General features: G+C 65.3%; 23 protein-coding genes. 8 read left to right on the top strand and 15 right to left on the bottom strand.

Annotation, left to right across the window (positions count from 1 at the left end; all coding sequences use genetic code 11):
• Positions 1-133: 133 nt before the first annotated feature.
• From ispF to M3O59_RS08490, 8 genes are all read right to left on the bottom strand, one after another.
• Complete coding sequence (gene ispF / locus M3O59_RS08525; protein WP_064628728.1) at positions 134-625, bottom strand: 2-C-methyl-D-erythritol 2,4-cyclodiphosphate synthase; 492 nt, start codon at positions 623-625, stop codon at positions 134-136.
• A gap of 6 nt (positions 626-631) precedes the next feature.
• The gene (ispD, locus tag M3O59_RS08520) at positions 632-1,426 is read right to left on the bottom strand and encodes a 2-C-methyl-D-erythritol 4-phosphate cytidylyltransferase (protein ID WP_116906257.1); all 795 of its coding nucleotides are present in this window, start codon (positions 1,424-1,426) and stop codon (positions 632-634) included.
• Complete coding sequence (ftsB, locus tag M3O59_RS08515) at positions 1,423-1,788, bottom strand: cell division protein FtsB (protein WP_064628724.1); 366 nt, start codon at positions 1,786-1,788, stop codon at positions 1,423-1,425. Before ftsB ends, ispD begins: the two co-directional genes overlap by 4 nt.
• Before the next feature lie 3 nt (positions 1,789-1,791).
• Complete coding sequence (gene eno, locus M3O59_RS08510; protein ID WP_116906256.1) at positions 1,792-3,084, bottom strand: phosphopyruvate hydratase; 1,293 nt, start codon at positions 3,082-3,084, stop codon at positions 1,792-1,794.
• A 125-nt stretch (positions 3,085-3,209) separates the two neighbouring features.
• Positions 3,210-3,572, bottom strand: coding sequence for a hypothetical protein (locus tag M3O59_RS08505; RefSeq protein WP_095522201.1), 363 nt, complete (start codon positions 3,570-3,572; stop codon positions 3,210-3,212).
• Entirely contained in the window at positions 3,569-4,399 is an 831-nt protein-coding gene (gene kdsA / locus M3O59_RS08500; RefSeq protein ID WP_008571228.1) for a 3-deoxy-8-phosphooctulonate synthase, read from the bottom strand. Before kdsA ends, M3O59_RS08505 begins: the two co-directional genes overlap by 4 nt.
• 402 nt (positions 4,400-4,801) lie before the next feature.
• Positions 4,802-6,466, bottom strand: coding sequence for a CTP synthase (locus M3O59_RS08495; protein ID WP_064628721.1), 1,665 nt, complete (start codon positions 6,464-6,466; stop codon positions 4,802-4,804).
• Between the two features lie 175 nt (positions 6,467-6,641).
• Positions 6,642-6,884 carry a hypothetical protein gene (locus tag M3O59_RS08490; protein ID WP_064628719.1) on the bottom strand — a complete coding sequence of 81 codons (243 nt, stop codon included), beginning with the start codon at positions 6,882-6,884 and terminating at the stop codon, positions 6,642-6,644.
• Positions 6,885-7,048: 164 nt separating this feature from the next.
• Here M3O59_RS08490 and parE point away from each other — a divergent pair, with 164 nt between their 5' ends.
• Together parE and M3O59_RS08480 are read left to right on the top strand one after the other, a co-directional pair.
• Positions 7,049-8,938, top strand: a complete 1,890-nt coding sequence (gene parE, locus M3O59_RS08485; protein WP_064628717.1) for a DNA topoisomerase IV subunit B — start codon at positions 7,049-7,051, stop codon at positions 8,936-8,938.
• A gap of 412 nt (positions 8,939-9,350) precedes the next feature.
• Entirely contained in the window at positions 9,351-10,862 is a 1,512-nt protein-coding gene (locus tag M3O59_RS08480; protein ID WP_116906274.1) for a S10 family peptidase, read from the top strand.
• A gap of 61 nt (positions 10,863-10,923) precedes the next feature.
• On the opposite strand, the gene M3O59_RS08475 is transcribed toward M3O59_RS08480, so the two are convergent.
• From M3O59_RS08475 to M3O59_RS08465, 3 genes are all read right to left on the bottom strand, one after another.
• Positions 10,924-11,685, bottom strand: coding sequence for a YdcF family protein (locus M3O59_RS08475; protein ID WP_116906255.1), 762 nt, complete (start codon positions 11,683-11,685; stop codon positions 10,924-10,926).
• 108 nt (positions 11,686-11,793) lie between these two features.
• Positions 11,794-12,921 (bottom strand): inorganic phosphate transporter, encoded by a 1,128-nt coding sequence (locus M3O59_RS08470; RefSeq protein ID WP_116906254.1) that lies wholly within the window; start codon positions 12,919-12,921, stop codon positions 11,794-11,796.
• A gap of 9 nt (positions 12,922-12,930) precedes the next feature.
• Positions 12,931-13,557, bottom strand: a complete 627-nt coding sequence (locus tag M3O59_RS08465; protein WP_064628711.1) for a DUF47 domain-containing protein — start codon at positions 13,555-13,557, stop codon at positions 12,931-12,933.
• Positions 13,558-13,830: 273 nt separating this feature from the next.
• Between M3O59_RS08465 and M3O59_RS08460 the strand changes: the two genes are divergently transcribed.
• Both M3O59_RS08460 and M3O59_RS08455 read left to right on the top strand, forming a co-directional pair.
• The gene (locus M3O59_RS08460) at positions 13,831-15,171 is read left to right on the top strand and encodes a hemolysin family protein (protein ID WP_064628709.1); all 1,341 of its coding nucleotides are present in this window, start codon (positions 13,831-13,833) and stop codon (positions 15,169-15,171) included.
• Positions 15,155-15,826, top strand: coding sequence for an exopolysaccharide biosynthesis protein (locus M3O59_RS08455; protein ID WP_064628707.1), 672 nt, complete (start codon positions 15,155-15,157; stop codon positions 15,824-15,826). The genes M3O59_RS08460 and M3O59_RS08455 overlap by 17 nt, the downstream gene beginning before the upstream one ends.
• Before the next feature lie 195 nt (positions 15,827-16,021).
• Here M3O59_RS08455 and M3O59_RS08450 read toward each other — a convergent pair whose 3' ends face one another.
• Together M3O59_RS08450 and M3O59_RS08445 are read right to left on the bottom strand one after the other, a co-directional pair.
• Entirely contained in the window at positions 16,022-16,522 is a 501-nt protein-coding gene (locus tag M3O59_RS08450; RefSeq protein WP_116907019.1) for a pyridoxamine 5'-phosphate oxidase family protein, read from the bottom strand.
• Between the two features lie 60 nt (positions 16,523-16,582).
• Entirely contained in the window at positions 16,583-17,584 is a 1,002-nt protein-coding gene (locus tag M3O59_RS08445; RefSeq protein ID WP_116907020.1) for an LLM class flavin-dependent oxidoreductase, read from the bottom strand.
• Positions 17,585-17,724: 140 nt separating this feature from the next.
• Between M3O59_RS08445 and M3O59_RS08440 the strand changes: the two genes are divergently transcribed.
• On the top strand, positions 17,725-18,039 hold the full coding sequence (locus M3O59_RS08440) for a hypothetical protein (protein WP_373419001.1): 315 nt from the start codon (positions 17,725-17,727) through the stop codon (positions 18,037-18,039).
• Between the two features lie 651 nt (positions 18,040-18,690).
• Positions 18,691-20,100 (top strand): MFS transporter, encoded by a 1,410-nt coding sequence (locus M3O59_RS08435; protein WP_116906055.1) that lies wholly within the window; start codon positions 18,691-18,693, stop codon positions 20,098-20,100.
• A gap of 136 nt (positions 20,101-20,236) precedes the next feature.
• On the opposite strand, the gene M3O59_RS08430 is transcribed toward M3O59_RS08435, so the two are convergent.
• Both M3O59_RS08430 and M3O59_RS08425 read right to left on the bottom strand, forming a co-directional pair.
• A complete protein-coding gene (locus M3O59_RS08430; protein ID WP_309544543.1) occupies positions 20,237-21,994 on the bottom strand; it encodes an ABC transporter ATP-binding protein in 1,758 nt (585 codons plus the stop codon).
• Positions 21,995-22,087: 93 nt separating this feature from the next.
• Positions 22,088-23,146 carry a phosphoenolpyruvate carboxykinase (ATP) gene (locus M3O59_RS08425; protein WP_116906056.1) on the bottom strand — a complete coding sequence of 353 codons (1,059 nt, stop codon included), beginning with the start codon at positions 23,144-23,146 and terminating at the stop codon, positions 22,088-22,090.
• 153 nt (positions 23,147-23,299) lie between these two features.
• Here M3O59_RS08425 and M3O59_RS08420 point away from each other — a divergent pair, with 153 nt between their 5' ends.
• Both M3O59_RS08420 and M3O59_RS08415 read left to right on the top strand, forming a co-directional pair.
• A complete protein-coding gene (locus M3O59_RS08420; protein ID WP_064628695.1) occupies positions 23,300-24,853 on the top strand; it encodes a B12-binding domain-containing radical SAM protein in 1,554 nt (517 codons plus the stop codon).
• A 57-nt stretch (positions 24,854-24,910) separates the two neighbouring features.
• Positions 24,911-26,125, top strand: a complete 1,215-nt coding sequence (locus M3O59_RS08415) for a nucleotidyltransferase family protein (RefSeq protein WP_064628693.1) — start codon at positions 24,911-24,913, stop codon at positions 26,123-26,125.
• Positions 26,126-26,167 lie beyond the last annotated feature (42 nt).

Below are 26,167 nucleotides of genomic sequence, written 5' to 3'. Positions count from 1 at the left end.
AAAAACCTGGCCGGTGGTCGTCAGATGCGCGTGGACGAGATGCGCGCTACGACGGCGTACGTGTGATGCACGCGCTACCGAGCACCGGCCGCGCCGACTTGGTGGTTGGCGCGGCTGCCTTACTCGTCCTCCGTCAGGCAGCGATCCTGCCCAGCAACACCGCAGCCTGTGCAGCGATGCCTTCGCCGCGGCCGGTGAAGCCCAGCTGTTCGCTGGTGGTGGCCTTGATGCTGACCGCATCCAGTTCGATCGCCAACAGGCCGGCGATGCGTTCGCGCATGGCCAGCGCGTGCGGGCCGACCTTGGGGCGCTCGCAGATCACGGTGATGTCGGCATTGCCGACGCGCCAGCCGCGCTCGCGCAGCAAGCCGTCGCAATGCTGCAGGAACTGCGCGCTGTCGGCGTCTTTCCAGCGTTCGTCGGAGGGCGGGAAGTGCCGGCCGATGTCGCCCAGCGCCAGTGCGCCCAGCATCGCATCGCACAGCGCGTGCAACACCACATCGCCATCGCTGTGGGCGAGTACGCCGTGACTGTGCGCCACGCGCACCCCGCCGAGCATCACATGGTCGCCAGGGCCGAACGCATGCACGTCATAACCTTGGCCGATTCGGAAATTGAAGGACATGGAGTGTTAGATCTCTTCGGGACCGGGGACCAGGGACCGGGGACCGGGAAAAGCAGAGGCGGAACTCTCTGAACCGGATTGCAGCGGGTCCCGGGTCCCCGGTCCCCGGTCCCGATTGGCAAGTTCAAATTCGAAGCGCGCCAGATCCACCGGCGTGGTCACCTTGAAGTTGTCTTCGGCGCCTTCCACCAGCAATGGGCGCAAGCCCATCCGCTCCATCGCCATCGCTTCATCGGTGACGTCCACACCAGCCGCCGCGGCTTCGGTCAGCCCGCGGATCAGTTGATGGCGACGAAACAGTTGCGGTGTGAGCGCACGCCACAAGCGTTCGCGTGGTTCGGTGCCATCGATGCCGCCATCGTCGCCGGCACGCTTGAGCGTGTCGCGCACCGGTGCGGCCAGGATTGCACCGACCGGATCACCGCGACCGATTTCCAGCAGGCGGTCCAGATCGGCCAGGGCCAGATTCGGCCGTGCGGCATCGTGCACCAGCACGAAATCGTCGGCGCGCACGCTCTCGGGCAATGCCAGCAAGCCAGACAGCACCGAGGCGGAGCGGGTCGCGCCACCCAGGCAGGTCAACACCGGTTTGGACTGCACGGCGGTCCAGCCGGGCCAGTCCGCATCGCCGGGGGCAATCGCCACCACGATGCCGGCTACGGCCGGATGCGCGGCTAACGCCGCCAGCGTGTAGGCCATCAATGGCTGACCGCCGGCATGCAAATATTGTTTGGGAAGCGGCCCGCCAAACCGCGTGCCGCGCCCAGCGGCCGGCACGATGGCCCAGATCGAACCGGTCATGGATGGTCTACCGGATCGGCGGAGGCAGGCGTTTGCTGTGCGGGGGCCGCTGTTTCAGGTGCTGCAGGTGCGGGCAGCGGCGCATCCTCGACCACGCGATAAAACGTTTCGCCCGGCTTGATCATGCCCAGCTCGCTGCGTGCGCGTTCCTCGATTGCCGCTTCGCCGTCCTTCAAATCCTTCACCTCTGCTGCCAACGCCTGGTTGCGTTGGCGCAGACCTTCGTTGTCCTGTGTCTGATGCGCGACCTGGGCTTCCAGCATCATGACTTCGCCGGAATTCCCAGGCCCGAACCAGAAGCGGTACTGCAGCCAAGCCAGCAGCACCGCCAGCACCAGCAGTAGCCAGCGCCAGTTGCGCACGGCTTATCGCTTGATCGAAACGAACGCGTCGCGGCCGGCGTAACGCGCGCCGGAGCCCAATGCCTGCTCGATGCGCAGCAGCTGGTTGTACTTGGCAACGCGGTCGCTGCGGCACAGCGAGCCGGTCTTGATCTGCGTGGCGGTGGTGGCCACGGCGATGTCGGCGATGGTGGTGTCTTCGGTTTCGCCCGAGCGGTGCGAGACGATGGAGGCGTAGTTGGCTGCGTGCGCCATGGCGATGGCTTCCAGCGTTTCGGTCAGCGTGCCGATCTGGTTGACCTTGATCAGGATCGCGTTGGCGGTGCCCGAGTCGATGCCCTGCTTGAAGATCTTCGGGTTGGTGACGAACAGATCGTCGCCCACCAGCTGCACCTTCTTGCCGACACGGTCGGTCAGCAGTTTCCAGCCGGCCCAGTCGTCTTCGGCCAGGCCGTCTTCGATGCTGATGATCGGGTACTGTGCCACCCAGTCGGCCAGGAAGTCGACGAACTGCTCGCTGGTCAGGCGCTTGTTCTCGCCGACCAGGTTGTACTTGCCGTTGTCGTAGAACTCGCTGGAGGCCACGTCCAGGCCCAGCAGGATGTCTTCGCCGGCGGTGTAACCGGCCTTGCCGATCGCCTCGAGAATGGTGTCCAGCGCCTCGACGTTGCTGCGGAAGTCGGGTGCGAAACCGCCTTCATCGCCCACCGCCGTGCTCAGGCCGTGGCCCTTGAGCACCGACTTGAGCGAATGGAAGATTTCGGTCCCTGCGCGCAGCGCTTCGGAGAACGAGCTGCAGCCGACCGGCAGCACCATGAACTCCTGGAAATCGACGTTGTTGTCGGCATGTGCGCCGCCGTTGATGATGTTCATCATCGGCACCGGCAGCTTCACATCGGATTCGGTGATGGTGGACAGGTACTGCCACAACGGCTGCTTGCGCGAGGCGGCTACGGCATGCGCGGCGGCCAGCGACACGCCCAGCAGCGCGTTGGCGCCCAGGCGGCCCTTGTTCTCGGTGCCGTCCAGATCAATCAGGCGACGGTCCAGACCCTGCTGGTCGGCCGCATCGAAATTCTTCAGCGTCTCGGCAATGGTGCCGTTGACGTTGTCCACCGCGTGGCGCACGCCCTTGCCCAGGTAGCGGGTCTTGTCGCCATCGCGCAGCTCCACCGCTTCCTTGGTGCCGGTCGAGGCGCCCGAGGGCACGGCCGCGCGGCCGAACGAGCCGTCGTCCAGCGTGACTTCGGCCTCCAGCGTGGGATTGCCGCGGGAGTCGAGGATTTCGCGGGCGAGGATCTTGGCGATAGTGGTCATAGGTCGATCGGTTACCAGTAAAGGGGGAAGGACACCGGAAACAAGCTGCAGGATTATCGCTGCACACCGGTCCATTGCCAAATCGCATGGAGCCGGATGCATGGCAGGCTGGCGAGACTATGCAGCTAGGCCTTCAGGCCCAGCAGCGACAAGCAAAACAGCAGTAGCAAGAGCAGCAGCAGCGCCAAGCCCATGGCGGCAGCACCCGGCTGGCGACGCAGCGAGAACGCAACCGGGCTGGCAACAAGACCGCCCAGCGTCACCAGCACGCCTACCAACAGCGTGACAAACATCGGAATGCGCGTGGCCTGCATCGCATGGTTGCCGTCGCCCGGCATGCCGATGCTGGCGGTCACCAGGAAGGCCATGACGGCCAGGCAGGCCCATGCAGCGAGCGACAGACCCAACGCCAACCAGCCCCAGGGCCACTGCCGCCAGTGCCGACGCTGGCGGCGCAACGCGGCCGCCGCCCAGGGGTCGGAACTCATGCGAAGCGCGCGAACCCGTGCTTCTTGGTGACGGCGTCCAGTTCCATCAGCGTTTCGAGCAGCTCTTCCATGCGGTCCAACGGCCACGCATTGGGGCCATCGGACAGCGCCTTGGACGGATCCGGATGGGTTTCGGCGAACAGGCCGGAAATACCGACCGCCACCGCTGCGCGCGCCAGCACCGGCACGAATTCACGCTGGCCACCAGAGCTGCTGCCCTGCCCGCCCGGCAACTGCACCGAGTGGGTGGCATCGAACACCACCGGGCACCCGGTGTCGCGCATCACGCTCAGCGAGCGCATGTCGCTGACCAGATTGTTGTAGCCAAACGAGGCGCCACGCTCGCAGACCATGATCTGCTCGTTGCCGGTCGACTTGGCCTTGTCCACCACCGGCTTCATGTCCCATGGCGCCAGGAACTGGCCCTTCTTGATGTTGACCGGCTTGCCGGCAGCGCAGACGTTCTTGATGAAATCGGTCTGGCGTACCAAAAAAGCCGGGGTCTGCAGCACATCGACGACGGCGGCCACTTCGTTCATCGGGGTGTATTCGTGCACGTCGGTGAGCACCGGCACGCCGATCTGCTTTTTCACTGCGTCCAGCACCTTCAGGCCTTCTTCCAGGCCGGGGCCACGGAAGCTGGTGCCGGAGGTGCGGTTGGCCTTGTCGAAGCTCGACTTGAAGATGAAGTTGACCCCGAGCTTGCCGGTGATCTCCTTGAGCTTGCCGGCCACGTCGAGCTGCAGCTGCATCGACTCGATCACGCACGGGCCTGCGATCAGGAACAACGGCTGGTCGAGGCCGACTTCAAAGTCACACAGTTTCATCAGGTCACCTATTGATTGAAGCCCCTCTCCCATCGGGAGAGGGGTTGGGGTGAGGGTATGGTTTGCGAAGTACTACTGAAGCATGGTGGTTTGCCCTGGCTGGCGCGTAGCGACGCGCTCGTCATGGCTGCCACCTTCCAGTGCATTGCGGCGCAACCTCATCCGCCCCTACGGGGCATCTTCTCTCGGTGGGAGAAGGCGGACGCCACCCGTTTTGGATCTGAGAGCCCCTCTCCCGTCGGGAGAGGGGTTGGGGTGAGGGTACGGTTGCGAGGCACTGCTGAAGCAAGATGGTTTGCCTGGCAGGCGCGTGGCGACGCGTTCATCAGGACCGTCATCTTCCGCCGTGTTACGGCGCTCCGGCGCTTCGCGCCACCTTCTCCCGACAGCGGAAGGAACAGCTCACGCACGCGCTTCCTTCAACAACTTGCCGCCCGCCTTCTTCTCGCGCGCGGCGCGCACGAAGCCGATAAACAACGGGTGCCCGTCGCGCGGAGTGGACAAGAATTCCGGGTGTGCCTGGCAGGCCAGGAACCACGGGTGCGCGTCGCGCGGCAGTTCGACCACTTCCACCAGGGTGTCGTCCATCGACTTGCCGGAAATCACCAGACCGGCATCTTCCAGCTGGGTGCGGTAGCGGTTGTTGAACTCGTAGCGGTGGCGATGCCGCTCGGCCACCACGTCCTTGCCATACACCTCGCGCGCCAGCGTGCCCGGCTTGAGCCGCTGCTCCTGCAAGCCCAGCCGCATGGTGCCGCCCAGGTCGGATTTCTCGTCGCGCTTTTCGACTTCGCCGGTGGCGGTGCGCCATTCGGTGATCAGGCCGATCACCGGATGCGGCGACTGGCGATCGTTCTCGGTGCTGTTGGCCGCGTCCAGGTCGGCGACATGGCGCGCATAGTCCACCACCGCCGCCTGCATGCCGTAGCAGATGCCGAAGTACGGCACCTTGTGCTCACGCGCGTATCTGGAAGTCTGCACCTTGCCTTCGAAACCGCGATCGCCAAACCCACCCGGCACCAGAATGCCGTCGATGTCCTGCAAGGCGGCCATGTCGCTGCCTTCCAGATCCTGCGCTTCCAGCCACTTCAGGTTGACCTTGGTGCGCTGACGCAGGCCGCCATGACGCAGCGCTTCGGCCACCGACTTGTAAGCGTCCTGGTGATCGACGTATTTGCCGACCACGGCGATGTTGACCTCGTCCAGCGGATGCTTGACCGCATCCACCACCGCCGCCCACTCGGACAGATCGGCGGCAGCCACCTTGTCGCGCAGCTTGAACTGGTCGATGACCAACTCGTCCAGGCCCTGGCGCAGCAACTCCAGCGGCATGCCGTAGAGCACGTCGATGTCCGGGCAGCTGATCACGGCGCGCTCGGAAACGTTGGTGAACAAGGCGATCTTGCGGCGTTCCGAATCCGGCACCGCCTGTTCGGAGCGGCACAGCAGCACGTCCGGCTGGATACCGATCGAGCGCAGTTCCTTGACCGAATGCTGGGTGGGCTTGGTCTTCAACTCACCGGCCGCCGCGATGTACGGCACCAGGGTGAGGTGCATGAACATGGCCTTTTCGGCGCCACGCTCGGTGCGCACCTGGCGGATCGCTTCCAGGAACGGCAGCGATTCGATATCGCCGACGGTGCCGCCGATCTCGATCAACGCCACATCGAAGCCGGCCGTGGCCTCGTCGATGCAACGGCGGATTTCGTCGGTGATATGCGGGATCACCTGCACGGTGGCACCCAGATAGTCGCCGCGGCGCTCCTTGCGGATCACGTTCTCGTAGATGCGGCCGGTGGTCACCGAGTTCTTGCGCGACAGCCGCGTGCGCACGTAGCGCTCGTAGTGGCCAAGGTCCAGGTCGGTTTCAGCACCGTCGTCGGTGACGTAGACCTCGCCATGCTGGAACGGGCTCATCGTGCCCGGGTCCACATTGATGTACGGGTCCAGCTTCATCATCGTGACCTTGAGGCCACGCGCTTCCAGAATGGAGGCAAGCGAAGCGGCGGCAATGCCCTTGCCTAGCGAGGACACTACGCCGCCGGTAACGAAAATCAGGGGGGTCATGGGGCTTGAAGCCTCCCGGAAAGCCATAGTTTAGCGGGTGATGGGCGAATGCCCAAGGGTTGTGTGACGAGGATGTCATCCCACACTGAAAAACGCCGGCCATGCAGGCCGCAAATGCAGACGCCCCGACCGTAGCCGGGGCGTCCATGTATCGAATGCCTGGTGCGCAGGAGAATCAGCGCGCAGGCTTCTCTTCTTCCTCTTCCTCGCGCGGTGCGCTGTCTGCCTTGGGCTTCTGCGCGGCAGCGGCGGCACGCCGCTCGGCCTTGCGCTCGGCTTCGCTCTTGGCTTTCGCGTCGTCGGCCTTCTGTGCGGTGGCGCCCTGGCCGGTCTGCTGCGGAGCTGCCTGGGCCATGGCGGGGAGCGCTGCGACTGCGGCCGCACCGAGGGTGAGCATCAGGATGTGCTTGAACTTCATGGCGTCCTCTTTGGCTTCGGTGACATCCTCAGGTGGGGACGTTTCATTCCGAAACCAACGCCAGGGTAGCCAGTGCCACCCGGCCCCGCACTGAACGCCTGTCGCGTGCAAAAAATCGGCCCAGCCCCCACACTTGCGCGTCGTTTCACGTGCCAACGAGATGCATGAACACCCGTTATAACGCCGCCGATATTGAAGTGCTGTCGGGCCTGGACCCGGTCAAACGCCGTCCTGGCATGTATACCGACACTGCGCGCCCGAACCATCTGGCGCAGGAAGTGATCGACAACTCGGTCGACGAGGCACTGGCCGGCCACGCCAAGCAGGTCGAGGTCACCCTGTACAAGGATGGCAGCTGTGAAGTCTCCGACGACGGCCGCGGCATGCCGGTGGACATCCATCCGGAAGAGAAGATTCCGGGTGTGGAACTGATCCTGACCCGGCTGCATGCCGGCGGCAAGTTCAACAACCGCAACTACACCTTCTCCGGCGGCCTGCATGGCGTGGGCGTGAGCGTGGTCAATGCGCTGTCGACCAAGGTCGAGCTGTTCATCAAGCGCGAAGGCAGCGAACACCGCATGGAGTTCCGCGACGGCAACGCTGCGTCCAAGCTGGAAGTGGTCGGCACCGTCGGCAAGAAGAACACCGGCACGCGGCTGCGTTTCTGGGCCGACCCGAAGTATTTCGACACGCCCAAATTCAACGTGCGTGCACTGCGCCACCTGCTGCGCGCCAAGGCGGTGCTGTGCCCCGGGCTGACCGTCAAGCTGCATGACGAAGCGACCGGCGAGCAGGATAGCTGGCACTTCGAAAACGGCCTGCGCGATTACCTGAAAGGCGAGATGGCCCAGCACGAGATGCTGCCGGCCGAGCTGTTCGTGGGCAGCCTCAAGAAAGACACCGAGATCGTCGACTGGGCCGCGGCCTGGGTGCCGGAAGGCGAGCTGGTGCAGGAAAGCTACGTCAACCTGATTCCCACCGCGCAGCACGGCACCCACGTCAACGGCCTGCGCTCGGGCCTGACCGATGCGCTGCGCGAGTTCTGCGATTTCCGCAACCTGCTGCCGCGTGGCGTCAAGCTGGCGCCGGAAGATGTGTGGGACCGCGTCACCTTCGTGCTCAGCCTGAAGATGACCGACCCGCAGTTCTCCGGGCAGACCAAGGAGCGGCTGTCGTCGCGCCAGGCCGCCGGCTTCATCGAAGGCGCCGCGCACGATGCCTTCAGCCTGTACCTGAATCAGAACGTGGAGATCGGCGAGAAGATCGCGCAGATCGCCATCGACCGCGCCAGTGCTCGGCTGAAGACCGAAAAGCAGATCGTCCGCAAGAAAGTGACCCAGGGCCCGGCCCTGCCCGGCAAACTGGCCGATTGCATCAGCCAGGATCTGTCGCGCACCGAACTGTTCCTGGTCGAAGGCGATTCTGCCGGCGGCTCGGCCAAGCAGGCGCGCGACAAGGATTTCCAGGCGATCCTGCCGCTGCGCGGCAAGATCCTCAACACCTGGGAAGTGGCCTCCGGCAGCGTACTGGCCTCGGAAGAAGTGCATAACCTGGCGATCGCGATCGGCTGCGACCCGGGCAAGGACGACATCACCGGGCTGCGCTACGGCAAGGTGGTGATCCTGGCCGATGCGGACTCCGACGGCCTGCATATCGCCACGCTGTTGACGGCGCTGTTTTTGCAGCATTTCCCCGCCTTGGTTGCGGCCGGCCATGTGTTCGTGGCGATGCCGCCGCTGTTCCGCGTGGACGTGGGCAAGCAGGTGTTCTACGCGCTGGACGAAGAAGAAAAGACCACGCTGCTGGACAAGATTGCGCGCGAGAAGATGAAGGGCCAGATCAGCGTCACCCGCTTCAAGGGCCTGGGCGAGATGAACCCGCAGCAGTTGCGCGAATCCACCATCCACCCGGACACGCGCCGGCTGGTGCAGCTCACCATCGACGACGGCGAACAGACCCGTTCGCTGATGGACATGCTGCTGGCGAAAAAGCGCGCCGGCGACCGCAAGCAGTGGCTGGAAACCAAGGGCGATTTGGCGTCGCTGGAAGTCTAAAAGTCAGAAGCTCAAGGCACTTCCCCCTGCTGGGCGAAAAGGCAGGGCTGGCGCGCTATTGGCGCGCGTGACTTGAAGCGCCCGCGCCCATAGCGGGGTTGCAGTGGGGGTACGCGGCGAAGCCACTGTGGAATTAGTCGCACGCGGCTTCGCCCGTGCCCTCATCCGCCCCTGCGGGGCACCTTCTCCCGGAGGGAGAAGGGAGGGTTATAGGTCTTCTTTTTAGGTCGATGCGTGTTTCAGCGGACCGCGCAGAGCTCACCTTTCAGGTCAGACGGCGTCTTGCCGCAGCACATCCGGCTCCAAGCCAAGCATGCTGCATCGGTCAACGCGCCATCCATGCCTTCCTGCACATCCACCGGGCTCTGCAGCGGCCTAGCATCAGCGCTCCCCTGTTCCGGCGTCGATGCTCATGCCCTTACTTTTCCGTGCAAGCCTGCTGGCCTGCCTCCTGCTCAGCGGGGCGGCGCTGGGAGCTGCGCCAGATAAAGACGATCGTCAAAGCGACTCCAGCAGCGAGGAGAAAGCCGATGCGTCGGCGTCCAAGCCTGCACCGCTGCCGGCTGATGTCAGCGTGCGCCAAAGCACGCGTGTGGCCGGCCGCAGCCTGAGCTATACCGCTACGGTCGGCACGCTGCCGGTACGCGATGCGCAGGGCAAGACCACCGGCGACGTGGTGTTCACCGCCTACACCGTCGATGGCAATGACCGTCCGGTGACCTTCGCGTTGAATGGTGGGCCGGGCGCCTCCTCGGTGTACCTCAACATGGGCGCGATCGGGCCGAAGATTGTCGGCTTCGGCGCCGAAGGCGACAGTGCGTCGGCACCGGTAACGCTGCGCGACAACCCGGGCACCTGGCTGGACTTCACCGACCTGGTCTTCATCGACCCGGTGGGCACCGGCTTCAGCCGCGCATTGATCGGCGACGACGATGCCAAGAAACAGTTCTACAACCCGCAGGCGGATGTGGAATATCTCTCGCGCGTGATCTACGACTGGCTGCTCAAGAATCGCCGCCTGCAGGCGCGCAAGTATCTGGTGGGCGAAAGCTACGGCGGCTTCCGCGGCCCGCGCATCACCCATTTCCTGCAGACGCGGCTGGGCGTGGCGATGAACGGCGTGGTGCTGGTGTCGCCGTTTCTCAACCCGACCCTGGACGACAACGGCGATGTTTCCCCGCTGGCGTGGATGCTGACACTGCCCTCCATCGCTGCTGCGCATCTGGAGCGCCAGGGCCAGCTCAGCGACAGCGCCATGCGCCAGGTGATCGACTACACGCGCGGCGACTACGCGGTCGCGTTGATGAAGGGACGCACCGACCCGCAGGCGACCGAAGCGATGCTGCGGCAGGTGACCCGCATGACCGGGCTGGACCCGGCGTATGTGCGGCGTTCCGGCGGACGTCTGGAAACCCAGGCGTATCTGCGCGAGGTGTTTCGCGACAAGGGCGAGCTGGGCAGCCGTTACGACTCCAACGTGACCGCCTTCGACCCGTTCCCCAACGATGCCGAACAACGCGCCAACGACCCGCTGCTGGACAGCATCATCGCGCCGACCACCACCGCGATGGTGGACTTCGTCACCCGCGTGGTCGGCTGGAAGGTCGACGCGCGTTATCAAGCGCTCAATTACGACGTCAACAAGCTGTGGGACTGGAACGACGAACTGCGCAAGGGCGCGGTAACGCAACTACGCCAATCGGTGGCCATCGACCCGGAACTGCGCGTATTGATTGCGCACGGCTGGAACGATCTCTCCTGCCCGTTCATGGGCTCGGTGCTGACCGTGGACCAGATGCCGGCGATGGGCGACCCCACGCGCGTGCAAGTGCGCGAGTATCCGGGTGGTCACATGTTCTACAACCGCGCCGACAGCCAGGCCGCGTTCCGTCGCGACGTCAAGGCGATGTACGAAACGCGCTGAGCGCATGCAGCGCCGGACGTACTGGTGACCTCCGGCAATGGAGCGAGCGTGTCGTGACGCTTTAGACCGCGCCGGGCTCGGTCGCCTTCACGTTCCAGCCCAACCACTGGTAAAGCCGATACCGCGCGATGCCCAGATATTCGTGCAAGGCGACATCGGCCAGGGTGAAGTTGTAGCTCTGCGGCAGGATCGACCAGGTGGCGGTCAGCCAGTCGGCGCGCACCGGAGTGGCATCGATCCCGAAGTGGCGGAAGTACAGCGCGGCGCGGCGCAGATGCGTGGCCGAGGACACCAGCACGACGCGATCGGGCCGGTGCGCGCGCAGCAAGGATTGACTGAACTGCGCGTTCTGCCAGGTGTTCATGCTGGACGGCTCCATGATCAGATCCGCCTGATCGATCCCCAGCCCGATCAGCACGCGCTGATACACCACCGCCTCCGACAGGCCCAGGCCACGTGCGTCGCCGCCGCTGATCTCGATCTTGCAATCGCCACCGCTGCGGCGACATTGCCGGTACAGCCGCGCCGATTCGACGATACGACCATATGCGAACATGTTGGCCTCGGCCACCGCATCGCGGCCTTCCGGACGCACGGTACCGGCGCCCAGCAGCACGATGACGTTGCGCGCGCGCCAGCCATTGAAATCGTTGACCCCGGTGCGTTGCAGGTTCTGCAGCATCCACGATGGCAGCGGCCCGCAGCCGACCGCGAACACCAACACCAGGCTTGCGCCGGCCAGTACACGCGAGAACCGACGCAAGCCGCGACGGTCGATCAACCAGGCCAAGCCGAACAACACGCACACCAGTGCAAGCATCATCGCGGAAGGTTCTCACTCAGCACGCACAGGCAGACCCGGTCACGGCAGGTCCCCAGCGCAATAACAGCGCAGCGTGACAGCGGCGCGTGACCGCGCCGCGACACCGGCTCAGGTCCAGCCAAGCAGCTCGAACAGCATCAGGATCAGGTACGCCACACCGCCGGCGGCCGGGATGGTCAGGATCCAGGCCCAGACGATGCGCTCGATCACGCCCAGGCGCAGCGAGCGCGGGTTCTTGGCAAAGCCCACGCCCATGATCGCGGTGGAAATGCTGTGCGTGGTCGACACCGGCATGCCGAAGTGCGCAGCCACGGTAAGCACCGTCGCCGAGCTGGTTTCGGCGGCAAAGCCGTGGATGGGATGCAGCTTGACCATCTTGTGGCCGAGCGTCTTGATGATCTTCCAGCCGCCGGAGGCAGTGCCGGCGGCCATCACCACCGCGCAGGTCAGCACGATCCACATCGGGATGCCGTCGCCGGCGGCCAGGCCGGTGCCCGGATGCAGGAACGACAGCCAGCTGGGCAGATCGTCCAGCGCGCCGGCCGACTGCGCGCCGATCAGGGTCATGGCGATGATGCCCATGGTCTTCTGCGCGTCGTTGTGGCCGTGCGCGTAGCCCATGTACGCGGCCGAGGCGATCTGCGCCTTGCCGAAGAACGCATTGACCCAGCGCGGCCGCGCCAGCCGCCCGATCGGGCCGCCCAGCTTGGACATGCCGGCGATGATCGCCCACAGCAGCAGCATCACCACGATCCCGAGCAAAAAGCCGGCGATCGGCGAGGTGATCATCGGTACGAACACCTTCCACAACAGGCCCTTGTTCTTGGCCCAGTTGCCGATGTTTTCCGACCAGATCAGCGCGTCCCAGTTGTTGTGCGCCGCGGCCAGGCCGGCGCCGCACAGGCCACCGATCAAGGCGTGCGAGGACGAGGACGGCAGGCCCTTCCACCAGGTGATCAGGTTCCAGATGATGCCGCCCAGCAAGGCGCACAGGATCACCTGCGGGGTGACTTCGACCACATTGGTGTTGAGCAGGCCCGAGGCAATGGTCAGTGCAACGGCGGTGCCGGTCAGCGCGCCGATCAGGTTCATGCCGGCGGCCAGCATCACCGCCCAACCGGGCGAGAGCACCTTGGTGGCGACCACCGTGGCGATGGAGTTGGCGGTGTCGTGGAAGCCGTTGATGAACTCGAACACCAACGCGGCCAGGATCACCACCAGAACAAGGGTAAGCACGCGGCGACCTCAGCTGTTCTTCAACACGATCTGGTACACCACCACCCCTGCCTCGCGGCAACGGTCGATGGCTTTTTCCAGGATCTCGAAGAACTCCTTGAGCAGGAACATCTGCAGCGTGTCCAGGCGGCCGGAATAGATGTCGCGGTACAACTCCAGCATCAGCCGGTCGGCTTCGTTTTCGAGCATGCGCAGCTTGTCGTTGAGCGCGGTCATGCGGTCGATGTTCATGTCCGGCAGGTCGGCCACCATTTCCACCACCACCGCTGCGGCCTGCTCCAGCATCGCCGCGCGCGGGGCGAAGTCGATGTGTTCCAGGTGCTTGGTCGCCAGCGAGTAGCGGTCGGCGAACTTTTCGACCTGCTTGGGAATCTTGTACAACGCCGAGCCGAGCGCTTCGATGTCTTCGCGCTCGATCGGGGTCATGAAGCTGTCCACCAGCGCCTGGCCGATCTTGTCGGAGGCGGCGCGTTCGCGCAGGCGGGCCAGCTTGAAGGCGTCCAGCGCGGGTTGGCGGTCGGACGCGCGCATCATGGCGTGCAACGCCTTGGTGCTGTCGTAGGCGGCCTGCGCCGCTTCGTTCAGAAGCGAATAGAACTGCTTGCCGGAACCGAAGATGGTCTGCAACGAGAACATGGGTGGACAACTTCCTGCCGTCGAGGGAGAGACGGACGCCAAGCGCGAATTATGACCGTTCCATGACCTCTCTGGGTATCTCGCGCCCGGAGCGGCCTTCACATCGGCATTTCCCGGCTCGAACCACCCTGTGGTTTGGTAACATGCCCGCGCGCCTTCGGGCGCACCCTATGGAAGACGACCCTAACCCCCCGTGTTGCCGCCCGGCCTGTGCGCCCGCCGGTAGCCCCTGCGCTCCCCCGCCCTCCCCTTCACTGACCGGGGAAGACGCCCGTGGTTGAGTTTCTGATTGTTGTCGCACTGATTCTGTTGAACGGCTTCTTCGCCATGTCGGAGATGTCGTTGATGACCTCGCGCAAGAGCCGCCTGAAGCAGATGGCCGGCTCCAGCAAGCGCGCCGCGCGCGCCCTGGCATTGGCCGAAAGCCCGGAAAACTTCCTGTCCACGGTGCAGATCGGCATCACCCTGATCGGCATCCTGACCGGCGTGTTCGGCGGCGAAGCGATCGGTGAGGCCATTGCCAGCTGGCTGCAGGGCGTGTTCCCGGCGTTGTCGGCCTCGTTCGAACTGGTCGGCAAGCCGCGGCCCTATTCGGTGGTGATCGGCAGCACCCTGGCCGTGGCCTTGATCACCTTCCTGACGCTGATTTTCGGCGAGCTGGTACCCAAGCGGCTGGCGCTGCGCAATTCCGAAGACATTGCCGGGGTGGTCGCGGTGCCGATGGCGTGGCTGGCCAAAATTGCCGCACCCGGGGTGTGGGTGCTGGCGCGCTCCACCCGGCTGGTGCTGCGCATGCTGGGCATGGGCAAGGACGAGTCGGCGTCGGTGACCGAAGAAGAGATCCGCATGCTGGTGGCCGAAAGCCACGAGGCCGGCGTGATCGACGCGCACGAGCGCGACATGATGAATCGCGTGATGCGGCTGGGCGACCGCACCGCCGACAGCCTGATGACGCCGCGCAACCGCATCGCCTGGCTGGATGCCAACGCCGAGCCGGAGCGTAACTTCGCGGTCATGCGCGAGCACGAATTTTCGCGTTACCCGGTATACCGCGGCAGCGACCAGGACATTGCCGGCGTGCTGGAAGTCAAATCGCTGGTCACGCGCCTGGGCGGGCACGGCGAAAATCTGTTCCAGGCCCTGCGCGACACCTTGTTCGTCTCCGAATCCACGCACGCGATGAAGCTGCTGGAGATCTTTCGCGAAGAACAGCAGTCGATGGCGCTGGTGGTCGACGAATACGGCGAAATCCGCGGCCTGGTGACCATCAGCGACCTGATGGGCGCGGTGGTCGGCCGGCTGCAGGCGGTGGAAAACACCGACGAAGATGCGCTGGTGGTGACGCGCGCAGACGGCTCGCTGCTGATCGATGGCTCGCTGCCGGTGGAAGAGCTGCGCGAGGTGCTTGGCGCAGAGTTGCCGGAGGCCGACGAAGGCGATTACCACACGCTGGCAGGCCTGTGCATCTACTACTTCGGGCGCATTCCGCAGGCCGGCGAATTCTTCGATTGGGCCGGCTGGCGTATCGAGATCGTGGACCTGGATGGCGCGCGCGTGGACAAGCTGCTGCTGAGCCGTATCGGCGACGAGGACAGCGATGACATCGTCGGATAACGGCGTGCCGCCATCCGACGATTCCGGCGACGAGCAGATGCGCTACCGCAATGAAGGCATCCGCAGCCTGCTTGCGGCCTTCAGCGACGGCGACCCGGAACAGGTGCTGCGCGTGCGCGACATCCTGGCCGACCTGCAGCAGAGCGCGTTCGGGGTGTTTTTGTTCCTGGCGATCCTGCCGTCGTTCATCCCGATTCCCGGCGTGGCCGGCGGCATCAGCGGCCCGCTGACGGTGCTGATCGGCGTGCAGATGATGTGCTGCCTGCGCAAGCCGTGGGTGCCGCGCTTCATCGGCGAACGTGGGCCGCGCCGTCGCACCAGCCAGCGCTTCGTGGCCAAATTGGGCCCGACGCTGCAACGCCTGGATCGCCTGCTCAAGCCGCGCCTGCACGGCATGCTGGACCGGATGCCGGCGCAGGTGTTCACCGGCTTGCTGCTGGTGCTGGTCGGCATCTTGCTGACGCTGCCGATCCCGTTCACCAACTACATTTTCGGATTGATCCTGCTGCTGTTTGCGCTGGCCCTGCTCGAGCGCGATGGCGCGTTGATGCTGGTGGGCTGGGCAGCTGCATTGATCTCGGTGGCCGTGTTCGGCGTCACCTCCGACCAGCTGGTGGATCTGATTCGCGACTGGTGGCCGGCGGCCTGGAGATAGGGCTGCAGTGGCTGCACGGTGTGTAACGTGTGTGGCCACGCGTTTTCCAGTGCTGCAAGAGATGGTTGCATCAGGCCTGGCTGGCTATACAGCACGTGGGCCTTTGTAACGCATCGCAGCACTGCATCCTCGGCGACCCCTCTCCCGCGGGGAGAGGGGCTTACGCGCAGTGCGGCGCGGTGGCAGATTCGGGCGTTACTTCAGATCGACCACGCGGTTGTCCGAGAGGCTGGCGGTGTCATCGGTCACTGCCGTCATCACGAAATACAGCGCCTTGCCAAGCAAGCCGCTGGGGCCATCCCAGTATTCGGCCGATTCGGCGCGCACGTGGATCAAACGCAGGTTCGGGTCGTCCTTGCCGCCCGGAAAAAATACCTTCATCGCCGGCGACCACAGTTCGTCGATCTTGGCGCGGTCGTGGACCACGCGTGCGGTGCCGGCCACCGATACATAGGTATTTTTCGAAGCCGAGGCATACGCCACATTGACGCGCGGGTCGGCGGCGATTTCCGCCACTTTCGGGCTGTCGGCGGCGGTGGCGAACCACAGGTCGCCATCGAATTCGACTTCCTGCGTGCCCAGCGGGCGGCTCACCAGTTTGCCGTCGGACGACACGGTCGTGAACATCGCGATGTCCACGCCGCGGATCAATTCGGCCAATTGCTTGATGCTCTCGCTGCGTTCCTGAAATTGCATGCGGGTGTTCCCAATGGATGTGCACGCATCACAACGGATCGCCGCGCAAAGCGACGTGAATCACGCTGTGGTCACGTCCAGCTCGCGGCATGCCGCAGCGGCGATTTCGAAGGAACGCAACCGCGCGGCATGGTCGTAGATGTTGGCGGTGAACAGCAGTTCGTCGGGGCGATGACGCTCGATGAAATCGACCACGCCCTGCCCGATCTGTTCGGCATCGCCAAGCACCGTGCAGGCCAGCGCGCGCTCCACACCCACCCGCTCATGCGGCTGCCAGAAACTGTCGATGTCGTCGATCGGCGGCGGAATCTTGCCCGGCTTGCCGCGCCGCAGATTGACGAAGCTCTGTTGCTGGGTGGTGAACAGACGACGTGCCTGCGCTTCGGTGTCGGCTGCCACCACGTTCAAGGCCAGCATCACGTGCGGCTTGGCCTGCTGTGCGGACGGGCGGAATTCGCGGCGATAGATCGCCACCGCTTCGTCCATCGCGTCGGGTGCGAAGTGCGAGGCGAACGCGAACGACAAGCCCATCGCTGCCGCCAGGCGTGCGCTGAACAGGCTAGACCCCAGCAGCCAGACCGGCACGTTCAGCCCCGCACCGGGCACGGCTTGCACCAACTGCCCTGGCACCGCCGGCGCGAAATAGCGCATCAGTTCGGCCACGTCCTGCGGGAAGTGGTCGGCGCTGTCGAAATAACGGCGCAAGGCGCGTGCGGTGGGCTGGTCGGTACCGGGCGCGCGGCCCAGACCCAGGTCGATGCGCTGCGGATACAGCGAGGCCAGCGTGCCGAATTGTTCGGCGACCTGCAGCGGTGCGTGATTGGGCAGCATGATGCCGCCGGCGCCCACGCGGATGGTCTTGGTGCCGCCGGCGACATGGCCGATCAACACCGCGGTGGCGGCGCTGGCGATGCCCGGCATGTTGTGGTGTTCGGCCAGCCAGTAACGCTGGTAGCCCCAGCGCTCGGCGTGCTGGGCCAGATCGAGCATGTTGGCGAAGGCGTGGGTGGTGTCGCTGCCTTCGCAGACCGGCGCCAGATCGAGCACGGAAATGGGGGTCATCGGATGATTCCGGGAAAGAATGATGTGAAAGAGATGGGGCTGCCCGGGCGGCATTGCCAGCCGCCTGGCGGGTGCTGAGGGGATTACAGCATTCCAGGAGTCGGACAACGGGGGGGGGCTGTGTAGTGGTAGATGCGTTGTTGAGCTTGGTGAGGGTGAGGGTGAGGGTGAGGGTGAGGGTGAGGGTGAGGGTGAAGGTGAGGGTGAGGGTGAGGGTGAGGGTGAGGGTGAGGGTGAGGGTGAGGGTGAGGGTGAGGGTGAGGGTGAGGGTGAGGGTGAGGGTGAGGGTGAGGGTGAGGGTGAGGGTGAGGGTGAGGGTGAGGGTGAGGGTGAGGGTGAGGGTGAGGGTGAGGGTGAGGGTGAGGGTGAGGGTGAGGGTGAGGGTGAGGGTGAGGGTGAGGGTGAGGGTGAGGGTGTTGCGGGTGCTGGTCGGGTGCGGCGCATGGGTGATGTGACGGCCTGTTCGCGCTGGCTTCGCTTCCGTGGGTGCAGGTGCAGGTGCGAGTACGGAGTCGGCGTCGGCGTCGGAGTGCAATTGCATCATTTCGATACCAGGCGCCTCTGCATGCATGCCGGGGCGCCGCAATGAGGCGGAGTGCTTCGTGGCCTGCTCGACTCTCGGCACAGGGACCCTCACCCCAACCCCTCTCCCGCAGGAGAGGGGCTTTTATCCTTCTCCCATCGGGAGAAGGTGGCGCATAGCGCCGGATGAGGGTACGGGCGAAGCCTGGTGGACGTTGAATGCACGAGGGTTCCGCTCGGCGTCCTCTCCCCCTCTCCCCGTCTCCCCCTCTCCCCCTCTCGCGCGCCGGTCCGCGCTTGTGCCGCGGGGGCACTCCAAAGCATGTGCACCGGGCGCGCACACCGTGCCCTCTTGCCCCGGGCGAGAGGTCTATTACGTGAGCGCGTTGGTGGTCGGTGCTGACTGAGCGTGCTGTCCGTTGGTTTTGGTGTGGGTGTGGTTGCTTCCCTTGCCGCTACCCGCACGTTCACGCCCAGCGCCATCGCGCTTGCAGACGAACCCTTTGACTGCTCGACGAAGCGTGGCCGCTGTGAGATCTGGACGCTGGCTATGATGGCGCCACCCTGTCTACGCCTGTCTGCCCATGTCCCCGATCGACGCACCTGCCGTTGCACCGCCCTCGCCTTCTGCACTGATTGCAGCGCGGATCGATCGCTTGCCGGCGAGTGCCACGCTATGGCGGTTGGTAGGGTTGCTGGCGCTGGGCGGGTTCTTCGAGTTGTACGACCTGTTCCAGACCGCCTACATCAGCCCCGGGCTGATCCGTGATGGCATTTTTGCCAGCGGTGCGGACGGGGCGTTCGGCATGTCCGATCAGGCGGCCTTTGCAGCGGCTACCTTCTTTGGCTTGTTTGTGGGTGCCGCGCTGTTGAGTCCGTTCGCCGACCGGTTCGGGCGTCGGCCAGTGTTTACCTTCGCCTTGATCTGGTACACCGCCGCCACCGTGGCGATGGGTCTGCAAAGCACCGCCACCGGTGTGATCGTGCTGCGTTTTGTGGTCGGCATCGGATTGGGGATCGAGCTGGTGACCATCGACACCTATCTGTCCGAACTGGTGCCGCGGCACATGCGCAGCGCGGCGTTCGCGTTTGCGTTCTTCGTGCAGTTTCTGGCGGTGCCCACCGTCGCACTGACCGCGTGGATGCTGGTGCCGCATGCACCACTGGGCGTGAGCGGCTGGCGTTGGGTGGTATTGCTCAGCGGTGTATTTGCGCTGGGGATCTGGTGGCTGCGCAGCCGCTTGCCCGAATCGGCACGCTGGCTGGCCGCACAAGGCCGGCATGCGGAAGCGGATGCAGTGGTGACAGCACTGGAGGCGCGCTGCCTGCACGACGTTGGCACCCCATTGCCCAAGCCACAGGTCGCCGCAGGCTCGCCTGCCGGCGACATGCCGAGCACGCTGCTGTGGCGCGCGCCGTATCGTGGGCGCATCGGCATGCTGGTGGTGTTCCATGTGTTCCAGGCGATCGGCTTCTTCGGTTTCGGCAACTGGCTGCCAGCGCTCATCTCGGCGCAGGGCACCGCGGTGACCAAGAGCCTTGCGTATTCCTTTGCGATCTCGTTGGCTTACCCGCTGGCGCCGCTGCTGTTGCTGCGCTTTGCACAGCGCTGGGAAAACAAATGGCAGATCACCGCATCGGCGCTGGGGGCGGTCCTGTTCGGCGGGCTGTTCGCGTTGCAGCATGAGGCTGTCGGCATGGTGCTGTGCGGAGCGATGATTGCGTTCTGCAATGCGTGGATGAGCTTTGCCTACCACGGGTATCAGGCCGAACTGTTCCCGACCGGGCTGCGCGCGCGTGCGGTGGGCTTTTGCTATTCGTTCAGTCGCCTCTCCACGGCTGTGAGCAGCGTGCTGATCGGCTGGTTGCTCGCGCAGGTCGGCAGCCATGGCGTGCTGGCCTTCATCGCGCTCAGCATGTCGATCGTGGCGAGCGTGATTGCGCTGTTCGGCCCACGCACGCGCAATCGTGCGCTGGAAGATATTGCCGGCTAAGCGCAGCTAACGAAACAACCCTGTAATGCCAAGCTGGGGGGCCATGAGCACGGTGCGCACACTGCGGTGGCGTAGGTGCGCAGCGCTACGCGCTGTCGATGCAGGCATGACGATTGCTCGACACGTTTGCCGGCCACTAGCGAGGTCCGAAAGGCGCCGGCGTGCGTGACGCGCTCCTCGCATGCGGTGTCGTAGCGCACTCCGGCGCGCTGGCGTGCATTGGCGTAGCACGCACAGCGCGCAATTCCAGCGTGCGGTCCGCTACTGCGGCCAGGCTGGTGCGATGCGAGACCACCACCAGCACCGTGTGCGGCAGGCGCGCGCGCAAAGTGCTGAGCACCTGATGCTCGGCATCGGCATCCAGGGCGCTGGTTGCTTCGTCCAGCAGCGCCAAGGTCGGCTGACGCAGCAGCACCTGCGCCAGTAGCAGGCGTTGCGATTCGCCGCCCGACAGGCGCCCAGCGTGCGCGTTGATCGGCGTGGCCAGACCTTGCGCGTCGCGCTGCAGGCGCGCACGCAGGCCGACATCGGCCAGCACCTCCCACATGCGTGCGTCGGAGGCGCCGGGCAGCGCCCACTGCAGGCAATCGCGCACCGTGTGTTGCCATGGCCGCACACCCTGGCCGATGTAGGCGCTGTGTCGCATTAGATATCCATAAGCCGAAAACGTCAGCCGGCGCCCGCCCATGTGCGCAAGGAATTGCGCCGGCGGCGTCTGCCCGGAAAGGACATCCATCAGGCTGCTCTTGCCCACGCCGGAGGCGCCGACCACCAGCGTCATCTGACCCGGCACCAACAACAACGATTCGATGGCGAGTTGCGGCAGCGGCGGCGCCAGCCCGATGTGTTCGAGATGCAGCGCGGCCGGTAGTGGCTCCGCGGTGTCTTGTGGGGCGTGTGCGCGCGCAGCGCCCAGGTCCACGTAGCGGCGCCACAGCTGCAGCGCCGGCCACGCCGAACGCAATTGCTGCACGCTTTGCCGTGTGGTGACCAGGTACGGCAGCAACCGACCAAGCAACAAGCTGACGGTGATCAGCGCAGCGCGATCGGCACCCTGCCAGCGATTGGCCAGCACCAGGATGCCGGCGATGGCGACCACCGCAGTGAGCTCAAGCAACAGCCGGCTGCCGGCGACCAGCTCCTGCTGTTGTGCATACCCATGCCCCAATCGCGCCGAAATGCGCTCGTAATGGCGGGTTTCGAGGTCTTCGCGCTGAAACGAGCGCACGTGGCGCAAACGACGCGGAAAATCCTCGCTCAACCAGAACAGCTGCGTCATGTCGGTTACATAGGCACGGCTGATGCGGGCCTGTGCGTCGCTGCTGGAGGAATGCAGGCCCAACCATGCCAGCACCACCAGCAGCGGAGTGGCGATCAAGAGCGCAGGTGCGATCAGCACTGCGATGCACACGCTCACCAGCGCGGTGATGGCCGCGACCAGCAGCTGCAGCACGGCACCGAAGCCTTGCGTGGCGATCTCGATGTTGTAGGTGAGCACATTGGCGATTTCGGCCGAGCTGGCGCCGGACAAGGCCGGCAGCGGCGCGTCGATCAGCGCCGCATGCACGCGTCCGCGCAGACCGATGGCATAACGGCTGGTCAAGCGCGCAGCCAGCCGCGCGCTCTGCCAGCGCAATGCGGCAAACAGCAGGCTCACCGCCACGAACAGGCCCGCCTGCATCGCCAGCCCGCCTGGCAATGCCAGACGATAGCCAGCCAGCTGCACGCTGTGGCCGGGTTGCACCAGCGGCAACAGGCACACCGCCACGATACTGCCGACCAGCGCGGCAGCCAGCGATAACGCGACATACAGTGCGATGGTGGGCATGTCGGCCGGAACCAGTGTGCTTGCGAAGTGGCGCAGCGCAGTGCGCATGCGCTGCTGCGCTGACATCGCCTGCAGTTCAGCCGCGCGCGACATGCATTCCCCTGTGCGCTACGACAGCCTCTGGCCTACTCGTCATACCGCGCGCTCGCGTGCAGCTGCTCATTGCAACAGCTGCAGCAGCGCATCCACCGACGCCTGCGGATGCGTGCCACGGTGCAGGGTGAACATGCCGATGCGCTCTGCCTGCTCGACAAACCGCTGCCAGCCGGGCTGACCCGCTGCATACGGTTGATCATGGGCCAGGCAGGCGGCGATGTGCTCGGCCGGCAACGGGACCAGGCGCTGCGCAGATGCGCTGGCCGGCGTTCTGGACACCATCACCACCGCATGCAACTGCATTGGTCTGGGCGCGAGATGCGCGTGGCCATGGCGAATATCGACCTCGTATTTTTCCACGCCGCTGCGGCGCCGGATCACCGGTGATCCCGCGATCCACGCACGCGTCTGCGCGTCGACCAGACCCAGCGCTTCGGCACGCAAGTGCAGGAAATTGGCGACACCGGTCGTCAGCAGGCTGTCCGGCGCCACGAAGACGCCGTCTTCGGCAATGAAGTCCAAGCCATGCAGCAGGCTGTGCAAGGCCAGCGTCGATTTGCCGGCACCGCTGGCACCGAGCAGCAGCACGCTGCGGCCGCGGTGACCGACACAGGCGCCATGCAGCGGCACCAAGCCGATGCCACGCGCGGCCAGCAGGAACACCGCAAATTCGATCAATTCGTAACGCACGTGATACGCATGGGCGAGCATGTCCTCGGAAACCACCAGCATTGCGCGGCGCTGCGGCACCGAAACCATCAGGTAGTTGTGGCCATCCATGACGCCGCACAGCAGGCCGCCGCTGGCATGCGTACGCACCGGCGGCGGTTCTGCACCGATGCTGCCGGGCGCACGCGGCAGCAAGTCCAGCGTGACATGAAAGTCCGGCGCGCCGGGCAAGCGATGCGCCGGCAGGCCGGCATAGGCGGCATCGACCAGCGCCAATAGCGCTTCGCTATCGCTCTGGAAATGGAACAGCGCGCCGAGAATCTGCCGACGCACGACCAGGCGCCGCGGCCGCTGTTCGCCGAACGGATCTGCCGCCACTGCAGCCCCTGCTGCGAAGGCCAGCGTGCCATCGCTCACCGGCGTGTGTTGCGCCCACGCAGCCGACTGCGGCATGCCCGTATCCAATGCTCTGATTCAGCCGGTGTGTGCTGACTCCCTACAGAAAGGTTGCATCACCGGCCGCCATGCCGCTGCACAACGCGTTGCAACCGCGCAGCGCAGCGGCGCAACCAAAGCCGCCTGCATGCGCACCTACTGCCGAGCCGAATGCCGGTGTCTGCGCACGCCGCCGCTGCGCCCACCTGGCGCCAGAACGAGAGCCTTGTGCAGATGCTAAAGATCCAGGTCAGTCATTCGTATTTCTTGCGTTACGACCCCAAGCAATGGGAGCGCGGCAAGCCCTATCCGCCATTGGCGACGCTGCAGATCGCCGCGCTGCTGCGCGAGCGCGGGCATGCATTGAGTCTGTTCGATGCGATGCTGGCCGACGACGTGGAGGACTACAGCGCTGCCCTGCACGCGGCGCAGCCGGATCTGGTGGTGTTCTACGAAGACAACTTCAACTTCCTCACCAAGATGTGCCTGAGCCGGATGCGCGAGGCGGCGTGCCGCATGATCGGGCAGGCGCGTGCGGCCGGCTGCCGCGTGCTGGTGGCCGGCTCGGATGCGTCCGACAACCCGGATGTGTTCCTGGCTGCAGGCGCGCATGCGGTGTTGATCGGCGAAGGCATCGCCCCGTTGATCACGTTGCTGGAGCGCGTCGAAGCACAGCCGGACATCGCCATCGAACACTGGTTGGCAGGCGTGGCGCAGATCGCCACCAGCCAGCCTGCGGCAACGCGCGTGCATCCCGGCGCGCAGCCGCCGGACGCGCGCCTGAGCGGGCTGCCGGCATGGGATCTGGTCGACATGCCGCGCTACCGGCGCTTCTGGCAGCAGCGGCATGGCTACTTCAGCCTGAACATGGCCGCCTCGCGCGGCTGCCCGTTCCGTTGCAACTGGTGCGCCAAGCCGATCTGGGGCAATCACTACAAACGTCGCGGCGCCGAAGAGGTGGCCGCAGAAATGATTCACCTCAAACGCAGTTTCCAGCCCGAGCATATCTGGATGGCCGACGATATCTTCGGCTTCCACATCGACTGGGTGGAGACCTTTGCGCAGCGGTTGAGCGATGCCGACGGCGCGATTCCGTTCACCATCCAGACCCGCGCCGATCTTGCCAGCGAACGCATGGCCGCCGCACTGGCACGCGCCGGTTGCGCGGAGGCCTGGATCGGCGCGGAGAGCGGCAGCCAACGCATTCTCGACAAGATGACCAAGGGCACGCAGGTTGGCGAGGTGATCGCCGCGCGCGAGCGCCTGGGTGCGCAGGGGATCCGCGTGGGCTTTTTTATCCAGCTCGGCTATCTGGGCGAAGAACTCGACGACATTCTGGCCACACGCGCACTGGTGACGCAGGCCAACCCGGACATCATCGGGGTCAGCGTTTCGTACCCGTTGCCCGGCACCAAATTCTATGAAGAAGTGAAGAATCAGCTCGGCGGCAAGACCCATTGGCAGGACAGCGACGACCTGGCGATGATGTTCCATGGCGCGTACGACTCCGAGTTCTACCGCAGCGTGCGCGACCTGTTGCACACGCAGGTCGATCTGCAACAGGCGCGCGCCACGATGACGGCCGATGCGTTTGCGCAGGCCTCGGACCAGCTCGAAGCACGCTGGTCGGCCCTGATTGCCTGCGAAGGCCAACACCGCACCGAGCCACTGACCCACAGCGCTACGCGCCAGCCACGCCAATTGGCCACCGTGCTGGTGGGCTAGCGCTTGCGCGTCCTCACGCTCTTCATCCATCGCTTCGCCTGACCGGACTACGCGCGCATGCAGCCTTCCCTTCGCACCATCAAGCACCGCCTGCACACGGCCACCGAGCGGCTGGCTCAGGAGCTCGCCCGCCCGGGCGACGCAGTGCCGCAGTGGGACCGGCTGCAATGGCAGCTGGCTGCTGCAGCGGCAGCGGCGCATGGCGTGTCGCCGTTGCTGCAGCGCCGCTCGTTGTGGCAGAACCCCGAGTGGAACGCCTTCCTGAGCGAGCAACGTGGTCATGTGGAAGACCGCCATCGACGCATCGCGCTGCTGCTGACCCGTATCGATGCCGCCGCACGTCATGCCGGTATCGCGCTGGTGGGCCTGAAAGGCACCGCCTTGCATCGGCTGGGCGTGTATCTGCCCGGCGACCGCCCGATGGCCGATATCGACCTGCTGGTAGAACCGGAGCACGCGCCTGCGGCCGCTGCGCTGTTGTGCGAACTCGGCTATGTCGCTTCGTTCGCGCAATGGAAGCATCAGGTCTTCAAGCCGCTGCAGGGCGAGGCGGTGGCCGGCTTGGGCGAACACCGCGATGCGCCGATCAATATCGAGTTGCATACGCGTATCCAGGAACGTTTGCCGGTGAGCCGCGTGGACATCACTGCGTGGATCCGGCCCGAGCGCCCGCAACCCGGCTTGAACCCTTACCCGTCCATCGGTGCGTTGATGTGCCACCTGCTGCTGCATGCGGCCGGCGGCATCTGCCACCGCAGCATTCGCCTGATGCACCTGCACGATCTGGCGTTGCTGGCCACACGCATGGGCCCGCGCGACTGGGAACAATTGTGGGAAGACAGCACCATGCCGCCATGGTGGGCATTGCCGCCACTGCTGTTGCTGCAACGCTATTACCGCGCAGTGGTGCCGGCTGCGGTGATGACGCGCCTGCATGCGGTCTGCCCTCCCCTGCTGCGCCTGCGCGCAGCCCGGCAAACGCTTACCGCTGCGTCGTGTTCCAACCTGTGGCTGTCGGCGTTGCCCGGTATCGAGTGGTCGCGGTCGTGGGGCGAGGCGTGGCAGTACCTGCACAACCGCGTGGTGCCCCCGGCGGAGAGCCGCAAGGAACGTGCGGACATGCTGCAAACCCAGTTATGGCTGCAGGACCAGCCCTGGGTGCGGCAGACCCAGGCGCGCCGCCTGATGACGCGCCTGACCCGCCCGGTTCCGCGCACCGACATGTTGTATGTGGTGCGTGCGGCGCTGGATGGATATCTGCAGCCGGCCTGAGGTTGCAGCGTAGAGCGTTGCACAAGATCGCCGCAGGCGGCT

The sequence above is a fragment of the Xanthomonas nasturtii genome, from assembly GCF_023337365.3.
GTDB lineage: Bacteria > Pseudomonadota > Gammaproteobacteria > Xanthomonadales > Xanthomonadaceae > Xanthomonas > Xanthomonas nasturtii.
The sequence above is the reverse complement of the archived record's forward strand: the minus strand, read 5'-3'. Positions and strand labels throughout refer to the sequence as shown.

What these genes read in the sequence shown, in the direction of transcription:
- M3O59_RS08475 (WP_116906255.1), bottom strand. Translation starts at nt 11,685, where the DNA reads ATGATGCTTGCACTGGTGTGCGTGTTGTTCGGCTTGGCCTGGTTGATC.
- M3O59_RS08415 (WP_064628693.1), top strand. Translation starts at nt 24,911, where the DNA reads ATGCAGCCTTCCCTTCGCACCATCAAGCACCGCCTGCACACGGCCACC.
- M3O59_RS08495 (WP_064628721.1), bottom strand. Translation starts at nt 6,466, where the DNA reads ATGACCCCCCTGATTTTCGTTACCGGCGGCGTAGTGTCCTCGCTAGGC.
- M3O59_RS08435 (WP_116906055.1), top strand. Translation starts at nt 18,691, where the DNA reads ATGTCCCCGATCGACGCACCTGCCGTTGCACCGCCCTCGCCTTCTGCA.
- parE (WP_064628717.1), top strand. Translation starts at nt 7,049, where the DNA reads ATGAACACCCGTTATAACGCCGCCGATATTGAAGTGCTGTCGGGCCTG.
- M3O59_RS08480 (WP_116906274.1), top strand. Translation starts at nt 9,351, where the DNA reads ATGCCCTTACTTTTCCGTGCAAGCCTGCTGGCCTGCCTCCTGCTCAGC.
- ispF (WP_064628728.1), bottom strand. Translation starts at nt 625, where the DNA reads ATGTCCTTCAATTTCCGAATCGGCCAAGGTTATGACGTGCATGCGTTC.
- M3O59_RS08425 (WP_116906056.1), bottom strand. Translation starts at nt 23,146, where the DNA reads ATGCCGCAGTCGGCTGCGTGGGCGCAACACACGCCGGTGAGCGATGGC.
- ispD (WP_116906257.1), bottom strand. Translation starts at nt 1,426, where the DNA reads ATGACCGGTTCGATCTGGGCCATCGTGCCGGCCGCTGGGCGCGGCACG.
- M3O59_RS08430 (WP_309544543.1), bottom strand. Translation starts at nt 21,994, where the DNA reads ATGTCAGCGCAGCAGCGCATGCGCACTGCGCTGCGCCACTTCGCAAGC.
- eno (WP_116906256.1), bottom strand. Translation starts at nt 3,084, where the DNA reads ATGACCACTATCGCCAAGATCCTCGCCCGCGAAATCCTCGACTCCCGC.
- M3O59_RS08465 (WP_064628711.1), bottom strand. Translation starts at nt 13,557, where the DNA reads ATGTTCTCGTTGCAGACCATCTTCGGTTCCGGCAAGCAGTTCTATTCG.
- M3O59_RS08445 (WP_116907020.1), bottom strand. Translation starts at nt 17,584, where the DNA reads ATGACCCCCATTTCCGTGCTCGATCTGGCGCCGGTCTGCGAAGGCAGC.
- M3O59_RS08505 (WP_095522201.1), bottom strand. Translation starts at nt 3,572, where the DNA reads ATGAGTTCCGACCCCTGGGCGGCGGCCGCGTTGCGCCGCCAGCGTCGG.
- M3O59_RS08455 (WP_064628707.1), top strand. Translation starts at nt 15,155, where the DNA reads ATGACATCGTCGGATAACGGCGTGCCGCCATCCGACGATTCCGGCGAC.
- kdsA (WP_008571228.1), bottom strand. Translation starts at nt 4,399, where the DNA reads ATGAAACTGTGTGACTTTGAAGTCGGCCTCGACCAGCCGTTGTTCCTG.
- M3O59_RS08490 (WP_064628719.1), bottom strand. Translation starts at nt 6,884, where the DNA reads ATGAAGTTCAAGCACATCCTGATGCTCACCCTCGGTGCGGCCGCAGTC.
- M3O59_RS08420 (WP_064628695.1), top strand. Translation starts at nt 23,300, where the DNA reads ATGCCGGTGTCTGCGCACGCCGCCGCTGCGCCCACCTGGCGCCAGAAC.
- M3O59_RS08450 (WP_116907019.1), bottom strand. Translation starts at nt 16,522, where the DNA reads ATGCAATTTCAGGAACGCAGCGAGAGCATCAAGCAATTGGCCGAATTG.